This is a genomic window from Nonlabens dokdonensis DSW-6 (assembly GCF_000332115.1).
Classification (GTDB): Bacteria; Bacteroidota; Bacteroidia; order Flavobacteriales; family Flavobacteriaceae; genus Nonlabens; species Nonlabens dokdonensis.
The window spans coordinates 501,530-520,798 of sequence record NC_020156.1 but is presented as its reverse complement, the minus strand read 5'-3'; the positions used below and the strand labels follow the sequence as shown (position 1 = coordinate 520,798).

The following is a 19,269-nucleotide window of genomic DNA, read 5'->3' as shown; positions in this document are numbered from 1 at the left end:
ATTTCAATAATCACATGGAGTTCCATAAATGAAACTCTCCATCATCATACTTAACTACAACGCAGCAGCTTTTTTAGAGTTGTGCATTTACAGCGTTTTAAGAGCAACGAGAAATATAGATGCAGAAGTTATTGTAGCCGACAATAATTCAACCGATTCTAGTTTACAAATGCTTCATTTTGTTTTTAGGGATCAAGTACAGGTAATCGCGCATGAAGAAAATTATGGCTTTTCTAAGGGAAATAATCTTGCTGTAGCGCAAGCAAAAGGTGAGTTTATTTGCATATTAAATCCTGATACGATAGTAGGAGAAGAGGTGTTTGAAGAATGTCTTTCTTTCGCGCGCCGCCCTGAGCTTGTCGAAGGGAAAGCGCAACCTCAACTAGGATTTCTGGGAACTCAACTCATCGATGGTACTGGGAAATTCCTCCCGGAAAGTAAACGTCATATTCCTACGCCTAAAGTTGCACGACAAAAAATGCTAGGCAATGATCGCAACTATTATTACAAAGAGGTAGGTCAAAACGATAGAGGAAAAGTAGATATACTAGTTGGTGCTTTTATGTTTTGTAAGAAAGAGGTTTATGAAGATTGTGGTGGTTTTGACGAGCGGTATTTTATGTACGGTGAAGACATCGATTTGAGTTATACCGCATTACAAAAAGGCTATAAAAATTATTATTTAGGCGATCAAAAAGTCATTCATTTTAAAGGTGAAAGCACCATTAAAGATAAAATTTATTTAGAGCGATTTTATGGTGCTATGGGATTATTCTACGAAAAGTATTTCAAACAATCTGCATTAGAGAAAAAGGCGATTGATTTGATGATTAAAGGAATGGTTGCTGTAAAACCTAAGCAGAAGCTAGCAAACAAGGCGAAAGAACTCAATTATTTATATCTGGTTACGGAGGACAAAGACTTGGATTTGCCATTAAAAATCGAAAGAGTGAAGCATGCTGAAGTTTGGGATTGTCCTTTTGGAGATTCTACTTTTTTATGGGATATAAAGACACTCACGATACAAGAGATAATAGGTTTTATGGTGCAGACTGAAGATTTGAAACATCGATTTTTATCACCAAATAGAGATTTTTACATAGGCAGTGACAGTAGCGCAAGTCGCGGTGAAATAAAATATGTATAGAAAATTAAGAATCAATAAAATATTAATCACTGATTCTTAAAATATTCCTATATAGATGTTGTTATGGCAATTGTAAAGTCTATAATTCTTATTTTTGCAAAATAATAGAAAACGTTATAGTACCTAAATAGTTATGGCAAAATTTGAACTTAAATTACCTAAAATGGGAGAATCGGTGGCAGAGGCTACCATTACTTCATGGCTTAAAAATGTAGGCGACACCATAGAAATGGATGAACCTGTGTTAGAAATCGCCACAGATAAGGTAGATAGTGAAGTGCCTAGCGAGGTGGACGGAAAACTGGTTGAGATCTTATTTCAAGTAGATGATGTCGTTCAAGTAGGGCAAACTATAGCTATTATTGAAACTGAAGGTGAAGATAGTGGTGATTCCGCTTCCGCGAAAGCAGAACAAACACCAGCTCCTTCTACACCAGAAGTTAAAGCGGCAGCGAGCCAAGTAGAAAAAGAAATCACCCAAGTTTCAGAAACGGTTAATTTTTCAGATAGTGATTCTTTTTATTCACCACTAGTTAAAAACATAGCCAAAGAAGAAAATATATCTATTGCAGAGTTAGAGTCCATTTCTGGATCTGGGAAAGATGGACGTGTTACAAAAGACGACATTTTAAAATATGTTGCAGACAAGAAGTCTGGAAAAGTTGCAACAGTTTCAAAAGAACCATCAACACCAGCAGCACCAGCGTCTCATTCTGCAGCGCCTAAGCAAGCTCCTGTAGCAGCACCAGTATCTGTAAATGGAGAAGATGAAATTATAGAAATGACTCGTATGGGCAAGCTGATTGCTCACCACATGGTAGCGTCAGTACAGACGAGTGCACACGTGCAAAGTTTTATCGAGTGTGATGTAACTAACATTTGGAACTGGAGAAAAAAGCATAAAGACAGCTTCAAGCAAAGAGAAGGAGAGAACCTCACGTTCACACCTATATTCATGGAAGCGGTAGCTCAAGCCTTGAAAGAATTTCCTATGATGAATATCGCTCTTGATGGCGATAGAATCATTAAACGTAAAAACATTAACCTAGGAATGGCAGCTGCTCTTCCTGATGGTAACTTAATTGTTCCCGTAATTAAAAACGCAGATCAATTGAATCTTGTAGGAATGGCAAAATCAGTAAATGATCTTGCAAATAGAGCTAGAAACGGAAAATTAAAACCAGACGATACACAAGGTGGTACTTATACGGTAACTAACGTTGGTACCTTTGGCTCTGTCCTTGGAACACCTATTATAAATCAGCCGCAAGTGGGTATTTTGGCTCTTGGAGCAATAAGAAAAGTTCCTGCTGTAGTAGAAACACCAGAAGGTGACTTTATCGGCATCAGAATGAAAATGTTCTTATCACATAGCTACGATCACAGAGTTGTAAACGGAGCGCTAGGTGGACAGTTTGTTCAACGTGTTGCGCAACTACTGGAAGCATTTGATGTAAATCGCACGGTTTAAATAAATTGATTAAAGCAATAAACTAAAGCCAGCTTGTGAGAGCTGGCTTTTTTTGAGTTTAGTTAGTATGAATAATTTTTTTAAGGTTTCAGCTTTAATTTGGCTCCCTTTTTTATTCTTGTTACTGTATTTAAGTTCTGAGATAGCTAATGTTCTTGAGTATTTACTTACAGCCTATTTTTTACTAAGTTGGACAATTGGTGTCTTTGGAATAATTCTACTTATTGTCAACTGGCAGCGTTTTAAAAGTATTCTATTTCCCATTATATTTTTATTGTTTATGCCTTTTGTTGTTGTTCACTATTTCTTATCACAATTACATTGATAACCGTTTTAATTGAATAATAATCATTATAAATTTACATATCTAGACTTAGAAAGCATTTTTTATGATCTAATAGAACCTGAAGAATTAAAATGAGATATCAATAATCCATATAAAAGCCATTTGCTCATTCTAAATCCCTCATACCAAAACACTACCTTTGCCATATGGAAAAAGACCTCTACTTAGATCAAATCGATTATTTTAAAGGCGCAAGAGTGCTTCATTATTTTGAATTTGTAGAACCTATAGAAATCAAAGATGAAGAGTACTTTGATGTTCATGAGATTCATGCTATTGTGATATGTGATTATGAAGGTGAAGAGACCATGCTTTTTTATCTAGATGATGGTCTTGAAGTAACTTTAGAATATGAATTTCTTATCCCTAAACAAGCCAAAGAGAAAACGGCTGAGGATTTTCCAGGATTAGACATTCAATGGAAGAATAAATAAAAACTCGAATTTGAACTCGAACTTTAATTTTTCAAAAGGAGAAAATAAAAAATCCACAATTCAACTTGTTTGAATTGTGGATTTCTAATTTTACTAACTACTAACTACTAACTACTAACTACTCCAGTTTCCTTTTTCTCTTCCGTCCTGCAACATAATTTTTAACCGCTTTCTCAGTAGTAAACCAGACACGACCTTCTTTATAGGCATCTATTTTACCTTGCCTTGCTAGAAGGCTTACATATTCTTGACCGTAAGAAATACCAGGTTCTTTAACAAGGCTTGAAATAGGTGCATAATCACCAGCAGTATCATCTAGATTACTTAAATATATCTCCAAAGAACGCATTACGGCTCTTCCTACTAGAAAAAACAGCTTTTCATAGTTACCTTGATTAGCATCGTTAAGAGCTGTATAGTATTTTTTACGATTTACTTTCAAAATAATTGCGGGAGGAAATCCTTCTTTTAAAAATAGCAAATTAAATGACAGTCTTGCCGTGCGACCGTTTCCATCAAAAAAAGGATGAATCCATACAAAGCGATGATGAAAAACAGCTGCCTTAATAATAGGATGCATTTCTAGCTCTTCTTCATTTACCCAAGTGATTAACTCTTCTAATAAATCAGGTACTTTTCTAGCGTTAGGCGGTACAAAGTTTGCACCGCTTATTCTTACACCTGCATTACGTATGCGACCAGCAAATTCTTTGTCAATACGATCCATAACCAGTTCATGAACATTGAGAATATCTCTTTCTCGTAATATGTAATCTGGCTGGACTAATTGCTCTACATAATCTATAGCTTCATGATGATTTACTGCCTCAAAATATTCTTGTAAAGACTTACCGCTTACGGTCAAGCCGTCTTCCAGAACCATTCTAGTTTCTTGTAATGTTAAGGTATTTCCCTCAATACTGTTAGAATTATAAGTCCATTCTAAGGCTAGACTTTCTTGAATATTATGAACTACAGGACTAGGGAAAGGACGATGCTGATCAAGACGTAGTTTTTTCTCGTCTATCTTAACGAGTAAATCCATCATCTCATAAGTAACTCTTATATTTTTCCAGTTTTCCACCTTCAAATGTAATCATTTCTTTTTAATATCGGATAATTTAAAATTAAATTTATCCGATATTAAGGTAGTGTTTTTCATATTTTTTTGCGATTTCTACACTATCATGATAATTCAAGATGTGTGCTCGCGCTGCTTTGCCTGTAGAAATTATAACTTCTGGATGTTCTATTAAATAAGATAATTTCTTTACCAAATAATCAACGTCTGGCTGTGCATCAATTACAGGAACGGCACTTAATTTATGTGCTTTTAGATAGACGGCACTTCCTCCAGAAAATACAACCTTACCTTGCGCCATAGCTTCTAGAGCATTGTATCCTTGATCATAACATAAAACTTGATCTAATAAAATATGTGCTTTTTTATAAGATAAAATATATTCTTGATAAGGCAAACTTTCTGCGATAGTGATGCCTACTCTTTTACCGTATTTATCCTTGATGATTTCAAGTGCTTTCTCAAAATAATAGATGCCTTTTTTCCAGTAATTACCTCGATTGATGCCTAAGAAAATCTCTATTGTGTTTAAATCCTCATTTAAACTAAGTTCAAATTTGGAACAATTAATCGCAGCTGGTATAATCTGGGTAGCTTTGGGTTGGTTCCATAAAGCCATTGAATAATCTACATTGCTAGGTATGACACACAATGACTCATCGACTAGGTGTAAATAATTATTCTTATAACCTTTACCTAGATATTTGTACGTGTGAAACAATTGTTTTTTCTGAAATTCACCCATTGTTGTAGCATCTAGAATACTATATCCATCGTGTTCTTCTGTCAGGTATTTAGAATATTCGTAATCGTCACCACAAGCTATAAGAATAGATTTTTCATTGTGCTGTAATAGAAAACCAATCATCTTGCGTTCTACTGGAGGTTCACAATTAAAGGCATTAGAATTAATAAATTGAACGATGTCGTAGTTTTTTAATTTGTTCTCGCTTTCGCGAAAGCGTGCCAACTTCAATCGATCTTCTAGATTCTTACCTGTGAGTTTCCACCAAGCTACTTTTACTTTATGCAGGAACCAACTGCGCTCAAAGAAAGAGCTGCCTACTTCTATATCGACTGGAAAACGCTTGAATCCATCTCCATCGCCTACGATAGTAACCTCATGACCGAGCTGTACAAGGCCATGTTTTAAGGAATTATGAAAACCACTGTATTCACCTACTAGCAATATGCGCATATAGAAGTATCTTTGAGGTAAAGATAAGGAGTTGAGTACTTACAGAAATACCGATTTAGAAATTCTAATTGCGACTATGAACCGCAATGATTTGTCTTTCCTAGAAGAGATGTTTCAAAAAAAAGTAAATCAGATTAAAGAGTCTGTCCTTATTGTTAACCAGTCTTTAGAGAATGTGCTGCATTCTGATTATGAAAATATACGAGTCATTAATAGTAAAGAGTTTGGTTTAAGTAAGAGTAGGAACCTTGCTATTAAGCATAGCAATAAAGAACTATGCTGGATTCTTGACGATGATTGTATTGTACTGCCAGAAGCTGTAGATCACGTAATTGATACGCATGGTAAAATTCCAAATGCAATTATCACATTTCAAGCATTGGTAAAGGAAACAAACGAATTGTATTACAATTATTTTGAAAGCTCACAACCGCATACTAAGGAGTCTATAATTAATGTTCTATCTCCAGAAATAACTTTTAAGAGAAATAAACAAATTATTGACGATTTGAAGTTTGATGAGCGATTTGGTCTTGGGGCTCAATTTGAAGATAGTGAAAATTTTATATTCTTAAACGATGCATTTTTTCATGATCTAATGCCTCATTTTCATAATATTTCACTGGTCAAGCATGATCAAATTAACTCTAGTCAAGACTTTTTTAATGATAGGATAATTTATGCTCGAGGTGCACTTGCCGCATATTTAAATCATAATATTACCTTTAGAAAATGGAAATATGCTTTTTTTCTATTAAAGAAGGGAATGATTTTAAATCCTAAAGAGTCATTCAAAAAGGTTAAGTTGTTCAAAAAAGGAGCAACTGATTTCAAAAAGAGCTCAGAAATTTAAATTTGATCAACTAGATGAATTATAAAATAATAGACATTCCTAAAATTACAGATCCTCGAGGGAATCTAGCGGTGCTGGAAAAAGACACTATTCCTTATAAAATAGAACGTGTCTATTATTTATATGATGTACCTAGTGACTCATATCGCGGTGGTCATGCGCATAAAGAATGCCTCGAGTTATTGATTGCCGTTTCTGGTAGTTTTACAGTAGAATTAGATAATGGTAGTCATAAAGAAAAAGTGACCTTAAGTAAACCAAATAAAGGCTTATTAATTCCTACCATGATATGGAGAGAGCTATCAGATTTCTCTAGCGGTGCGATGTGTCTAGTACTAGCGTCGCATGAATTTGACGAAGCTGACTATATAAGAGATAAAGAGGAGTTTGATTTAATTACCAGCTCTGAAATTTAAACCCAAGTTGCCTAATATTTTTTGAGTTCTTTTCAAAGATTTCAGTTGTAGTCGACTCATTTTTAAAAGTCTTTGTTGTTTAGAACTTAGGTTTTTTAGGTTAATTAGTTGCTGGTATTTTGTTGCATTTTTAATATCGCTAACCATTCTATATGCGAGGGCAATAGAGAGTCTATTTAAATCCAGATATTTTTCAAGGCCTTTATGGTTTTTAGTTTTTGCTTGGTAGATAGAAAAATCTGGTAGCCTTCTATCTTTCATTTTAATTTGATCAGATCTATTTCCTGCAGCTTCATCAATAGTAGTGGTAGTTTTAAAGCTAAAAGCCGTGGAGGCATTTATTCCTATTCTTATGAACCAATCTATATCTTCAAAATGAGTTACTGTCTCAGAAAAGTAACCGACTTTTTCAATCGCACTAATTTTAATCATTAAATTAGAGCAATTCAGCACACTGTTCAAGTAGTTGTGCTCAAAAAAATGCTTTAAAAGTTGATTGTTTTGATCTTTAAAATTACTGAATTTAGTCTGTAGAGTTTTGCGTGATCGTTTTAACCTATAATTTGTTCCAGCCACTTCAGCTTCTGGAAATTTATGAAACAAAGAAATTAATACATTAAGATGGTTAGTGTCCCAATAATCATCTGCATCTAGAAATGCAATGGCATCATATTTCTTTTCTTGGGCATAATTCATTGCTCGATTACGTGTTGCGCTTACTCCTTGATTTTCTTGAGATAATATGATTACTTGTTCATTTTGAAAACCTTTAATAACATCAAGACTATTATCTGTGGAACCATCATTAATAATCAAAAGATCATAGTTATTGATATCTTGATGAAACACACTATTAATCGCGCGTTCAATAGTAGAAGCTTTGTTATACAGTGGTATGTGGACTAAAACCTTAATAATTGATTGATTTTATTAGTAAATCAGCACTTTTCTCATTTGAGTAATCATTACAAACTTGTATTCTCTCCTGAAGCATTTGTTCAGTAAAAGATTGTTTCATTAATGTCTTGATAGCTTTTATCCATTCTTCTTGGGACGTAGCAATGGTAACGTGTTGTGCTATTCTTGTTTCAGTAGCCATTTTTTTATTTGCTATAACGTGTCTACCAGAAAACAAGGCTTTGAGCAGTTTTAATTTTAAACCGCTTTTTTGAGAGGCATGCATAAGATGAATTTGAGCATTGAGAATTAAGTCATTGAGCTCTTCCCAACTAGGATTGCTTATGAGAGTGACGTGTTTCTTTTTAGAACATATCTTTTGAAGTTCAAAAGATGGATCTTTACCAGCGATAATTAACGGCTGATCTATTTCAGAAAATATATGCTCTACTAGGTATCTTGCGCTGTGATCGTTTTCACTAACGTTTAAGCTGCCGTGAAATAAACAATAATTTCCTTCACCTTTCTGGCTTGAAACTTTGTCATCTGTGTGGAAGGCGTTGATTTTAATTACTTCTACATCTCTAAAATTATTTTCAAAGTAAAATTGATCATCGTCTGATATGGTAAAAAGCGTTTGTGCATTTTTGAGTATAGGCTCGTATTTTCTCAATAAATCACTCTCTTTATTGAAATATATCTTTTTCACTCTAGAGCTGTGCTGCGCTAGCTTTTCATAATATTCATGTTCTATATTATGACAACGTACCATTTTATGACGATTTTTTAACGATTCATGATTGAGATAATAGCACGTGTGCAAGCCTTCAAATAAAATAGGTGCGGTATCTTGTTGCAATCGCTCTAGCAACAGTTTATCTCTCCTAGAGTAAACGATATAAGGTAAAGTGGTAGATAACCCATAGAAACCTATCTTACGCTGATAATAAAATACTTGTTTACAATATTGTTCCAGTTTTTCTTCTGGCTTTCTGTCTCCATATTGCCAGCAGTGAAGCGTAATTTGAATGCCTTTTTCATATAATGATTTGATTTTATGAAAAACATCGATGACACCACCGTAATTTACCGGATAAGGAATATCAAAGGATACTATGTGCAATTCTCGGTTCAAACGGCTTTTTGAACTACTTCAAATATTTCACCATCATCGCACTTTAATGTTTTAGATGGGTATTTAAGAATCAAGGCATAATCATGAGTAGCCATTAAAATGGTATTACCGTTTTTGTTTATTTGCTGCAAGACTTCCATGATTTCAACGCTAGTTTGTGGATCAAGGTTACCAGTAGGCTCATCGGCAATAATTAATTCAGGCTCATTGAGTAATGCTCTAGCAATAGCGACACGTTGTTGCTCGCCACCAGAAAGTTCATGAGGGAACTTAAACCCTTTAGTTTTCATTCCTACTTTATCAAGAACTTCTTCTATGCGTGTCATCATCTCCTTTTTACCTTTCCATCCAGTTGCTTTGAGAACAAATTTTAAATTATCATTGATTGTACGGTCAGTCAATAATTTAAAATCCTGAAAAACGACGCCTAGCTTACGTCTTAGGTAAGGAATTTCTTTTTCGCGCAAGCGAGCTAAATCAAAATCAACTATAGTTCCATCACCTTTTTTTAATGGTATATCGCCATATAAAGTCTTCATCAAGGAGCTCTTACCGCTACCGGTTTTTCCAATTAAATAGACAAATTCTCCTTTGCCTATCTCAAGATTGACATTCTTCAAGATTAAGTTATCTTTCTGGAAGACATCTACTTTACTTAATGATAAAACGTTATCAGACATAAAAACTATAATTTCTTGTAAAGTTAACTAAGATGTGGATAAGATTATGAATAATTAATAAGCTTTTAAAGCGTTCTACCTACGGAAATCATAATTTTACTACTCAAATAGAATCCTTTTAATTATGCGAAAACTAGCCCTGTTGCTGCTATTCATTACGATGGTTACTACTACCTACGCGCAGCAATCTAAAATTGCGACCGATGATCTTGCTACCTATAATCAGGCAGTAGATTTATATCAAGAAGATCAATACCTTGCTTCTCAAAGATTATTTGAAAAGGTACTAGAAACGGTAGATGATGAGGTGATAAGAGGTAATGCCTCCTATTATATCGCAAATTGTGCGGTACGTCTCAATCAACGCAACTCTGACCAGTTAATTGAAAAATTTGTTGAAGAATATCCTACTTCTATAAAAAAGAATTCAGCTATAATTGATGTGGCAGACTATTATTTTGATAATGGTAATTATAGAAAAGCAGCAACATGGTATCAAAGAGTTGATAAAAGTACGCTTTCGCGAAAGCAAATCAACCGCTATTATTTTAACACTGGTTACACTCTTGTGCAAGCCAAAAAGTTTGATGAGGCAAAACCTTTCCTTAACCGCGTAAGTGATGACAAAGAATACGGAAGTAAAGCTAAATACTATCTAGGTTACATCGCTTATGAAAATGACGAAGTAGAAACAGCCACAGAATTATTTAATCAAGTAGGTGAATCTCCAGAAGATGATGAAAAACTTTCCTACTATAAAGCAGACTTGAATTATAAATCTGGAAAATTTGATGAAGCGATTAAGCTAGCTAAAGAACAACTTCCTAAATCCAATAGAAGAGAAAAATCTCAATTAAACCGCATCATAGGCCAGTCACTTTTCAATCAAGAGAAATACGATGAAGCGCTTCCATATTTGCAAGAATATGAAGGAACTCGAGGCAAGTGGAATAATAATGATTACTACCAGCTAGGTTATGCATATTATAAGCAAGGTAATTTTGAAAAAGCTATAGAGACTTTTAATAAAATAATTGACGGCGCAAATGCAACAGCACAGAATGCTTATTACCACTTGGGCCAAAGCTATATCAAACTAGATCGTAATGAAGATGCACTCAATGCATTTAAAAAGGCTAGTGAGATGGATCTTGACGCTCAAATTTCTGAAGATGCGTCTTATAACTATGCAAAATTAAGTTATGAGAATGGAAACCCTTATGACAGTGTTCCAGCGGTAATTCTAGCTTACTTAGAAAAGTATCCTGATTCAGATAAGAAAAGCGAAATGAACGAATTTCTAATCGATTCTTATTTTTCTTCAAAGAATTATAAAGAAGCGCTTCGATTACTTGAAGATGGAAGAATAAAAGGAAATGAAGCAGTCTATGGAAAAGTAGCCTTATACCATGGATTGAATTTATTTACATCTGGTGAATATCAAGATGCTTTAGAAAATCTCGATAAAGCGGTTAAATATGTTGTTGATCCAGAATTAAAGAAAAAAACAATCTTCTGGAAAGCAGAAACGATGTACCAGCTTAACAATTTTACTGGAGCCTATGAAAATTTCAAAAAGGCAAAGGCAATTTCTACTGCAATTGAAGAAGATGATCTTTATAACTACGACATGGGTTATGCACAGTTCAAACTCAAGAAATATGACGAAGCCATAAAATCATTTACCGCTTTTACTAAGCAATCTGGAGCAAATAATGATCGAGTAAGACTTAACGATGCCTATCTAAGAATAGGAGATGCAAATTTTGTTACTAAGCAATACTGGCCAGGAATGGAAGCTTATAATAAAGCGATAGAATTAAATGGATTTAACTCTGACTATGCAGCTTTTCAAAAAGCCATTTCCTATGGATTTGTTCAAAGGAACGATCGCAAAATTGAAGACTTAGAAGCATTTATTCAAAGGTTTAAGACCTCAAAATATATCGATGACGTGATTTATGAGTTAGGAAATACCTATATCAATACGAACCAAGTGTCTGACGGAATTAGAACTTACGATAAATTAATTTCTGGATATCCTAATAGCATTTATACTTCGCAAGCCATGATGCGTAAAGGTTTGCAATTATACAACGATGGAAATCTTGATCAATCCTTAATTGTTTTCAAACAAGTTGCCGAAAAGTATGCAGGAACTCCTCAAGCGGTTCAAGCTATAAGCAGCGCTAGACAAGTTTACATTGATAAAGGAAATACTAATGATTATGCAGTTTGGGTAAGAAGTCTCGATGGAGTAGAGGTGACCGATAACGAGTTAGATGATACGGCGTATGAAAGTGCAGAGCAACCTTTTATCAAAGGAGACATGAGCGGTACTGCTCGAGAAATGAAAAAGTATTTGGATCAATTTCCAAATGGTAAACATGCTCTCAAAGCACATTTCTATCTGGCGCAGGCTCAGTTTTCTGAAAATAAAAAAGCAGAAAGTGTACCACATTATGAATACGTAGTTAGTAAAGAAAGAAGCGAGTTTACAGAGCAAGCTTTGGCCCGATTGAGCGAGATTCATTTAGCTACAAAGGATTATGACAAAGCAATTCCAGTTTTAAAACAATTGGAGCAATTGGCAGACTTTCCTCAAAATGTTATTTATGCACAGTCTAACTTAATGAAAGCTTACTATGAAACAGAGAAGTATGCAGAAGCTGTAAAGTATGCTAACAAAGTTCTAGCCGATACCAGTATCGAGAACAACGTAAAATCTGATGCAGAAATCATTATTGCTCGTTCCTCATGGAAACAAGGTAACGAAGCAGCAGCTAAAACTGGTTATGAAAAAGTACGTGAGACAGCAACAGGTAGCCTTGCTGCTGAGGCCACTTACTACAAAGCTTATTTTGAGAACAAACAAGGTGATCACGATGCTGTGATTACTACAGTAAATGGATTAAGTAAAAATTACGGTGGTTATAAATTATGGAGTGCAAAAGGTCTTGTAGTTATGGCAAAAAGTTACTACGCCTTGGATCAAACTCTCAATGCTACTACGATTCTAGATGCGGTAATCGCAAACTTCACACAATATCCAGAAGTGGTTACTAACGCAAAAAATGAACTTGCAAAAATTAAAACTGAGGTAGCAAAAACAAACTCATCTGTCGTACCGGCAAATCAAAACTAAGTTTATCATGAATTTCTATATAAAAAACATAGTTATTGCGGCTATCGCTTTAAGCGCAACAGTTGCATTAGGACAAACTCCAGAAGAAGAGGAAGAACGATTGAATGGTGGTACTATTACAGTAGTTAAACCTTATGATCCTTCTATAAGTGATGCTTTTAAAGTAAAAAGCAATCCGACCTTCAGCGATACAACAAAGGTGAAAAAGAAACCAGTAACCTACAGTATATTTTCTGTTCCTGTAGCAAGTACTTTTACACCTACTAAAGCTGGTCTATCTAGATTAAAACCTACGCAAAGAGCTAAGTATTATAAAAATTATGCACGACTAGGTTTAGGAAATTACATCAATGTTTTGGGTGAACTAGCAATGAATTTTGAAGTGGATCGAGATAGTGATGTAGGTGTATTTTTTAATCATAACTCTTCACAAGGCGGAATTAATGACGTGGTTGCAGACGATGCATTTTCTGATACTTCTTTAGATATTTCTTTTGGTAAACGATCCAGTGACTTCAATTGGGGAATTACAGCTGGAGCTAGACATCAAGCGGCAAACTGGTATGGTGCTTTTGAAAACACTCCTAATCCGTTAACTGAGGATAGTGATGTGTCCTTCAATTATCTTTCTTATGCTTTAGGTGGTAAGGCAACATTTTTTGATGGAGTATTTAAAAATGTAGAACTCAACTTTACAGGAACTACATCTAGTAACGACGCTAGCGAGATACGTTTTAACGCCTTGCCGCAATTAGGTTTTGACATTATGGGAACTGAAGTAGCTTTAGGTGCTGAGGTAGATTATCTGAGCGGTAGTTTTGATACGCAAGGATTACTTCCTGCTCAAGAAGAATATACATACTTAAAAGCAGGTTTGAGTCCAGCGATAAATCTTTATGGAGATAATTTTAAAGTAAAGCTAGGAGCTCAAGTGAACTACCTTAATAACAGTGAAGCATCAGAAAGTGATGTATTTGTTTATCCAGATATAGTGGCAAGTTACATACTCGTAGAAGAAACTCTTATTCCTTATGCAACTATAGGCGGTGGACTGGATATGAATTCGCTTCAACAGTTTGCTAGTGATAATGTTTTTCTTGCACCAGCGGTAAATGTAATCCCGACTAATAGAATTGTAGATGCTCAATTAGGGTTTAAAGGAAAACTTTCTGAAAGTTTGGGTTATCGATTATTTGGTGGTTATAAAATTGAGGAAAATAGATCCTTCTTCATTAAAGATACAGGAGCATCCTTTACCGTAGGAGATGTACAACCATACCACTCAGGAAATGTGTTTTACACGCAATATGCCGACTTAAATACATGGAATTATGGTGGTAGCTTAAGTTTTGATGTGAATACAGCTTTTAATCTTACTCTTAATGCAACTGGATTTAATTACGACGTTTATAATGGTGAAGCTGACTCATTCAATAATATTCCGTCACATCTTCCTAAATTCACCATAGATTTAATAGGTGACTATGAGATAAATGATCAGTGGAATGTTGGTGCAAGTTTCTATTTCATAGATCAGCGTAAGGCATTTAGATCAGGTTCAGGTACAGAGACGCTTGATGCTGTTGTAGATCTCAATATAGATGTGAATTACAAAATCAATCCTAAATTAACTGCTTTTTTAAAAGGTCAGAATCTAACTGGAGGCAACTATGAGTATTATCTGGATTATCCAGTTCAGGATTTACAAATAATGGGTGGTGCCGTGTATAAATTTGACTTGTAGAAATAGTTAGATAATAATTCCGCTTTCGCGAAAGCGAGATCTCTACAAACACTTTCCGTAATTAGAAAGTAAAAAACTCCTCGCCTTAGAAAAGGCGAGGACAGATTTCGCAGCTTGCTGCAAATCAGGAGTGGTTGACACAATGTTTGTTAAATTCTCTACATCATAAACTCTATACATAATTGCTTTACTAACTGTCATTCCTTATTTTCACGACATGAAAAAAACACTCCTACTTCTAGCACTTATTATATTTATTTCTTGTGATCAAGAAACTCAAAAAGCGGCCGACCTTATCATAGAGAATGCTACAATTTATACAGTTGACGATCAGTTTTCAACAGCAACAGCACTTGCGGTAAAAGATGGTAAAATCATTTTTACAGGAACTCAGGACGAATTAATAGCTGAGAACTTCAATGCTTCAGAAACTATTGATGCAACTGGTAAATTTATTTATCCAGGATTAATAGATGCACACTGTCATTTTTACGGATTAGGTCAGCAATTACAACGAGTAGATCTGGTAGGAACAAAAAGTTATGATGAGGTGATTCAAAAAGTAACAGATTTCCAAAACGAGAAAAATAAATCATTTATCATAGGACGTGGATGGGATCAAAATGATTGGGATCTAAAAGAGTTTCCAACTAATCAAGAGCTCAATGAACTTTTTCCTGATACTCCTGTGGCTTTAACTCGTATTGATGGCCATGCGATGATTGCAAACGATGCGGCGTTAAAATTGGCTGGAATCGATACAGATACAGATCCATTCGGTGGAGCGATTGAACAAAAGGATGGAAAACTTACTGGTATACTTGTAGATAATCCTATGGAATTAGTAGAAGCCGTTTTTCCAAAAGAATCAACCCAAGAAACCATTAAGTCTTTAATGGACGCTCAAGATATCAATTTTAGTTATGGTATCACTACGGTAGACGATGCTGGATTGATGCGATCAACTATTGAAACCATCGACAGTTTACAACAAGATGGAGCTTTGAAAATGAAGATTTATGCGATGATTTCTAATACTCCAGAAAACTTAGATTATTACTTAACAAAGGGAATTGTAAAAACAGATCGTTTAAATGTGAGATCGGTTAAGTTTTATGCAGATGGTGCTTTGGGTAGTCGTGGTGCTGCGATGAAAGAAGAATATACCGATAAAAACAATCATTTTGGCGCACTATTGAGCAGTGTAGAGGATTTTCAAGGAATTGCAAATCGTATTGCAGCAACTAATTATCAAATGAACACACATGCGATAGGTGATAGTGCAAATTATGTAGTACTTCAAGCTTATAAGGAATTGCTAGACGGTAAAAAAGATAGAAGATGGCGTGTCGAACATGCACAAATTGTAGATCCAAATGACTTTGATTTATTTGACGAAGAAAACATTCTTCCATCAGTCCAACCTACGCATGCAACAAGTGATATGTATTGGGCTGAAGATCGAGTAGGAGAGGAAAGAATTAAAGGAGCTTATGCTTATAAAAAGTTATTAGGAGAATCAAAAATGCTAGCTTTAGGAACTGATTATCCCGTAGAGCAAGTAAATCCGTTTTTGACTTTTTATGCTGCTGTAGCTAGAAAAGATACTAGCGGTTATCCAGAAGAAGGTTTCAGACCAGAGCAAGCGCTTTCTCGCGAAGAAGCCTTAAGAGGTATGACCATTTGGGCAGCGTATTCAAACTTTGAAGAAAATGAAAAGGGAAGTCTAGAAATAGGCAAAGCTGCAGACTTTATTATGCTAGATCAAGACTTAATGGAAGTGGCAATAGATCAAGTTCCTGAGATGAAGGTTACAGCTACTTATTCTAATGGGGAAATGGTTTATGAAAAGAACTAGCAGAGTGATTTTATAATTAAATTTTTGAAGATTCTTTTACTGGTTTTAAATGAATGCAAAAGACACTATACCACTGATAGGCCAACTTTTAGTTTTAGTTGTACTAACTCTGATAGCTAGTTTCTTTATTTATATTATTTCTCCTGGGAATTTTATGATTTGCGATAAAGACGGCTTAATAATTTATCCATTATTTTTAGTTTTCACCATATGTAGTATTGGGATTCTAATTAATTCTATTGCTCAATACCGTAAAGGGAAATGGAGAGCTTATAGATTAATTTCTATTGGTTTTACAATATCTTTAATCGTGTCAATTTTTATATTTCGACCACTATACTTTTTGGTCGTTTTTGATGATGTAATTATAAAATTAGAAGAAAATGAACAAGCCTACATAGAGCTTGAATTATATGAAAATAAGCGATTTTATGTTGATTATTTTGAATCTGGTTGTGGCATAGAAAAGGTTGGTACTTATCAAATAATAAACGATCAATTACTTCTCGAATATGATAGTAATAAAACAAGTTACTTCGGCAAGCTTTTTAAGATAGAAGAAAATGAAGCTGTTTGTTTAGACTGTGACATTCCGGTATACTTAAAAATGAGTTTTAATAACAAGAACTAATTTTTGTTAAGCACAAAAGACTAGAAAATTTGACTCTTAATCTAAGTAAGCTTTCTCTTTCAACTTCCAGTCTAAGTATTTATGAAGATCTGTTTCTATCCAGCCTGTTACAAAAGACAAAACAGTTAAGTCATCAACAAAACCCAAGACCGGAATAAAATCTGGAATTAAATCCAGAGGGCTGAAAACATATAATAGACCTGTGGTTATCGCTGCAATGGTAAACCATGGAATCTCGGTATAAATGCCTTTGCGGTAATCTTTGATCATCATGAACATGATCTTACCTAGCTTAGCATATTTTTTAAGAAAGCCAGCATTTGCAATGGTGGCAGAGATGCTTTCCTCTTTTTCAATAGCCGCATCTACATCCTCAACGGTTGCTTCTTCCACCGCATCTAAAGTATATTGCTCGTCTGGTAAATTTATTTTTTTTCTGAATAATCTCATGAGGCAAATATTTGGTTAAAATCTTTAAAAGACTTGAATTCTAGGGAATTTCCGCTAGGATCCTGAAAGAACATGGTCGCTTGCTCGCCTGGTAATCCTTCAAATCGTATATACGGCTCAATAATAAATTCCACGCCTTTTTCTTTTACCGCTTTCGCGAAAACTCTTATCAATTTCTATAAGATAATTGTTTATTTTTACTCTTATGTTAAGTAAAAACAAATTTATTTATAAACCGCTTATCGTTTGTATGTTATTATTTATATCTGGATGTAGGAATAACGATGTTCGAAAGGATGTAATAAAAAAAGACGAAGAAAAGATAAGTGTATATCAATACAATATAATTGGAGGTGAAAACTCATTTGGATTTCAAATAATTTTCAACAATAGCGTAGTAATAGAGCAGAAGCACATACCTGCAATTAATGGAGCTTCAGCTTTCAAATCAGAGGAAGATGCGACTATGGTAGCAGAACTGATGATCTATAAATTAAATAATAAAATTTTCCCTCCTTCTGTCACTGTCCATGAGTTGGACAGTTTAAATATTAAATATGAAAACTAGTTTACTAGCTATAATTAGCTTTTTCCTCTTCAATAGCTTAGCTATGAGTCAGCAAGAATGGCTTCCTGTGACAAACTTTCCAGGCAGTCCACGTGCATGGGCTGCCACTTTTACAATTGGCGATAGAATTTATATAGGTACAGGAGGTGTGAATTTGAGCTTCGAAGATGATTTGTGGGAATATAATACGATAACAAATACATGGTCTCAAAAAGCAAATTTTACCGGTTTAGATAGAACTGGTGCAGTAGGTTTTTCTGTAAATGGTATAGGATATTTAGGTCTAGGTACTTGTGGATTTCAACAACAATGTCAGGATATAAAGTCTTATAATCCACAAAATAATCAATGGACTAGTGTGGTGAACAATTTCCCAGCAACTGGAGTTGCTAACGTTAGTGCATTTACTATTGACAATAAAGCTTATTTATTAACTAATGGATCTTTTGCAGGTGTAGGAAACGATTCTAGTGAGTTGTGGGAATATACGCCTGCGACTAATAGTTTAATACAAAAAACGTCGCTTCCAGGTTTACCTCGTAATCGAGCCAGCTCTTTTACATTAAATTCGAAAGGTTACATAGCGGTAGGTTTTCATTATGATGGTCAGGCAAACGCAAATTTGAAGGATTTATGGGAATACAATCCTATTACCGATGTTTGGATTCAAAGGGCTGATTATCCTGGATTAGGCAGTACAGACTGTATAGCCTTTTCAATGAATGGTCACGCTTATTTAGGTTTAGGATACTTAGCAAATACTGATTTATGGAGATATGATCCGACAATGGATGCTTGGACTATTATGCCTTCATTTTGGGGAGCTGGAAGAATAGCTTCCGTAAGTGCAACAGTTGGGAATACTGGATACATGGGTTTAGGGTATACTACTAATAATACCGGTACAGTTAATTTCAATGATTTTTGGCGTTTTCAAGACGCTACCTTATCAAATGAATCTATTGACAAGAATTATCAAATAAATACCTACCCTAATCCATTTACTGATAAAATATTTATCGAGTTGCCAACTTTTATCGAGACAGACGTAAAACTTGATTTTATTATTTACGATATAAAAGGACAGATAGTTAGAAAGGGAAAACTGTATAATGCAACAATTGATCTCAAATCACTTAGTTCAGGTGTTTTTATTTTAAAATGTTTTTCCCGAAGTCATGATTATCAAAATGTAATCGTTAAAAAGTAAATTTA

At 34.6% G+C, this 19,269-nt stretch carries 17 protein-coding genes and 1 pseudogene; 11 read left to right on the top strand and 7 right to left on the bottom strand.

What is annotated here, in order from left to right; translation table 11 throughout:
* Positions 1–28 precede the first annotated feature (28 nt).
* The 3 genes from DDD_RS02135 (at position 29) to DDD_RS02125 (ending at position 3,398) form a co-directional block, all read left to right on the top strand.
* A complete protein-coding gene (locus DDD_RS02135; protein WP_015361079.1) occupies positions 29–1,147 on the top strand; it encodes a glycosyltransferase family 2 protein in 1,119 nt (372 codons plus the stop codon).
* 133 nt (positions 1,148–1,280) lie between these two features.
* Positions 1,281–2,618: a dihydrolipoamide acetyltransferase family protein gene (locus tag DDD_RS02130; protein WP_015361078.1), complete on the top strand. Its 1,338-nt coding sequence runs from the start codon at positions 1,281–1,283 to the stop codon at positions 2,616–2,618.
* A 492-nt stretch (positions 2,619–3,110) separates the two neighbouring features.
* Positions 3,111–3,398, top strand: coding sequence for a hypothetical protein (locus DDD_RS02125; RefSeq protein ID WP_015361077.1), 288 nt, complete (start codon positions 3,111–3,113; stop codon positions 3,396–3,398).
* 118 nt (positions 3,399–3,516) lie between these two features.
* On the opposite strand, the gene DDD_RS02120 is transcribed toward DDD_RS02125, so the two are convergent.
* Together DDD_RS02120 and DDD_RS02115 are read right to left on the bottom strand one after the other, a co-directional pair.
* Entirely contained in the window at positions 3,517–4,488 is a 972-nt protein-coding gene (locus tag DDD_RS02120) for a Fic family protein (protein WP_015361076.1), read from the bottom strand.
* A 43-nt stretch (positions 4,489–4,531) separates the two neighbouring features.
* Complete coding sequence (locus DDD_RS02115; protein ID WP_015361075.1) at positions 4,532–5,677, bottom strand: glycosyltransferase; 1,146 nt, start codon at positions 5,675–5,677, stop codon at positions 4,532–4,534.
* A 31-nt stretch (positions 5,678–5,708) separates the two neighbouring features.
* On the opposite strand from DDD_RS02115, the gene DDD_RS17185 reads away from it, so the two are divergent.
* Together DDD_RS17185 and DDD_RS02105 are read left to right on the top strand one after the other, a co-directional pair.
* Positions 5,709–6,530, top strand: coding sequence for a glycosyltransferase family 2 protein (locus DDD_RS17185; protein ID WP_015361074.1), 822 nt, complete (start codon positions 5,709–5,711; stop codon positions 6,528–6,530).
* A gap of 14 nt (positions 6,531–6,544) precedes the next feature.
* Positions 6,545–6,946 carry a sugar 3,4-ketoisomerase gene (locus tag DDD_RS02105; RefSeq protein ID WP_015361073.1) on the top strand — a complete coding sequence of 134 codons (402 nt, stop codon included), beginning with the start codon at positions 6,545–6,547 and terminating at the stop codon, positions 6,944–6,946.
* Here the strand turns inward: DDD_RS02105 and DDD_RS02100 are convergent.
* Genes DDD_RS02100 through DDD_RS02090 form a run of 3 tightly spaced genes read right to left on the bottom strand, consistent with a single transcriptional unit; the run spans position 6,923 to position 9,658 of the window.
* Positions 6,923–7,843: a glycosyltransferase family A protein gene (locus tag DDD_RS02100; RefSeq protein ID WP_262491816.1), complete on the bottom strand. Its 921-nt coding sequence runs from the start codon at positions 7,841–7,843 to the stop codon at positions 6,923–6,925. The two genes, DDD_RS02105 and DDD_RS02100, sit on opposite strands and share 24 nt — an antisense overlap.
* A 13-nt stretch (positions 7,844–7,856) precedes the next feature.
* A complete protein-coding gene (locus tag DDD_RS02095) occupies positions 7,857–8,966 on the bottom strand; it encodes a glycosyltransferase (protein ID WP_146250756.1) in 1,110 nt (369 codons plus the stop codon).
* An 8-nt stretch (positions 8,967–8,974) separates the two neighbouring features.
* Complete coding sequence (locus DDD_RS02090) at positions 8,975–9,658, bottom strand: cell division ATP-binding protein FtsE (protein ID WP_015361070.1); 684 nt, start codon at positions 9,656–9,658, stop codon at positions 8,975–8,977.
* A 124-nt stretch (positions 9,659–9,782) separates the two neighbouring features.
* On the opposite strand from DDD_RS02090, the gene DDD_RS02085 reads away from it, so the two are divergent.
* The 4 genes from DDD_RS02085 (at position 9,783) to DDD_RS02070 (ending at position 17,036) form a co-directional block, all read left to right on the top strand.
* Entirely contained in the window at positions 9,783–12,803 is a 3,021-nt protein-coding gene (locus DDD_RS02085; protein ID WP_041566857.1) for a tetratricopeptide repeat protein, read from the top strand.
* A 7-nt stretch (positions 12,804–12,810) separates the two neighbouring features.
* A complete protein-coding gene (locus tag DDD_RS02080) occupies positions 12,811–14,547 on the top strand; it encodes a TonB-dependent receptor (RefSeq protein WP_015361068.1) in 1,737 nt (578 codons plus the stop codon).
* A 217-nt stretch (positions 14,548–14,764) separates the two neighbouring features.
* Complete coding sequence (locus DDD_RS02075; protein WP_015361066.1) at positions 14,765–16,405, top strand: amidohydrolase; 1,641 nt, start codon at positions 14,765–14,767, stop codon at positions 16,403–16,405.
* 49 nt (positions 16,406–16,454) lie between these two features.
* Positions 16,455–17,036 (top strand): hypothetical protein, encoded by a 582-nt coding sequence (locus DDD_RS02070; protein WP_015361065.1) that lies wholly within the window; start codon positions 16,455–16,457, stop codon positions 17,034–17,036.
* Positions 17,037–17,072: 36 nt separating this feature from the next.
* Here the strand turns inward: DDD_RS02070 and DDD_RS02065 are convergent, their stop codons facing one another.
* Together DDD_RS02065 and DDD_RS02060 are read right to left on the bottom strand one after the other, a co-directional pair.
* Complete coding sequence (locus tag DDD_RS02065) at positions 17,073–17,486, bottom strand: YkvA family protein (RefSeq protein ID WP_015361064.1); 414 nt, start codon at positions 17,484–17,486, stop codon at positions 17,073–17,075.
* A pseudogene (locus DDD_RS02060) lies at positions 17,483–17,632 on the bottom strand (extradiol ring-cleavage dioxygenase); the annotation flags it as partial. The pseudogene DDD_RS02060 and the gene DDD_RS02065, both read right to left, overlap by 4 nt.
* A gap of 59 nt (positions 17,633–17,691) precedes the next feature.
* On the opposite strand from DDD_RS02060, the gene DDD_RS02055 reads away from it, so the two are divergent.
* Together DDD_RS02055 and DDD_RS02050 are read left to right on the top strand one after the other, a co-directional pair.
* Complete coding sequence (locus DDD_RS02055; RefSeq protein ID WP_015361062.1) at positions 17,692–18,054, top strand: DUF4907 domain-containing protein; 363 nt, start codon at positions 17,692–17,694, stop codon at positions 18,052–18,054.
* Positions 18,044–19,264, top strand: a complete 1,221-nt coding sequence (locus tag DDD_RS02050) for a T9SS type A sorting domain-containing protein (protein ID WP_041566856.1) — start codon at positions 18,044–18,046, stop codon at positions 19,262–19,264. Before DDD_RS02055 ends, DDD_RS02050 begins: the two co-directional genes overlap by 11 nt.
* Positions 19,265–19,269: the final 5 nt, after the last annotated feature.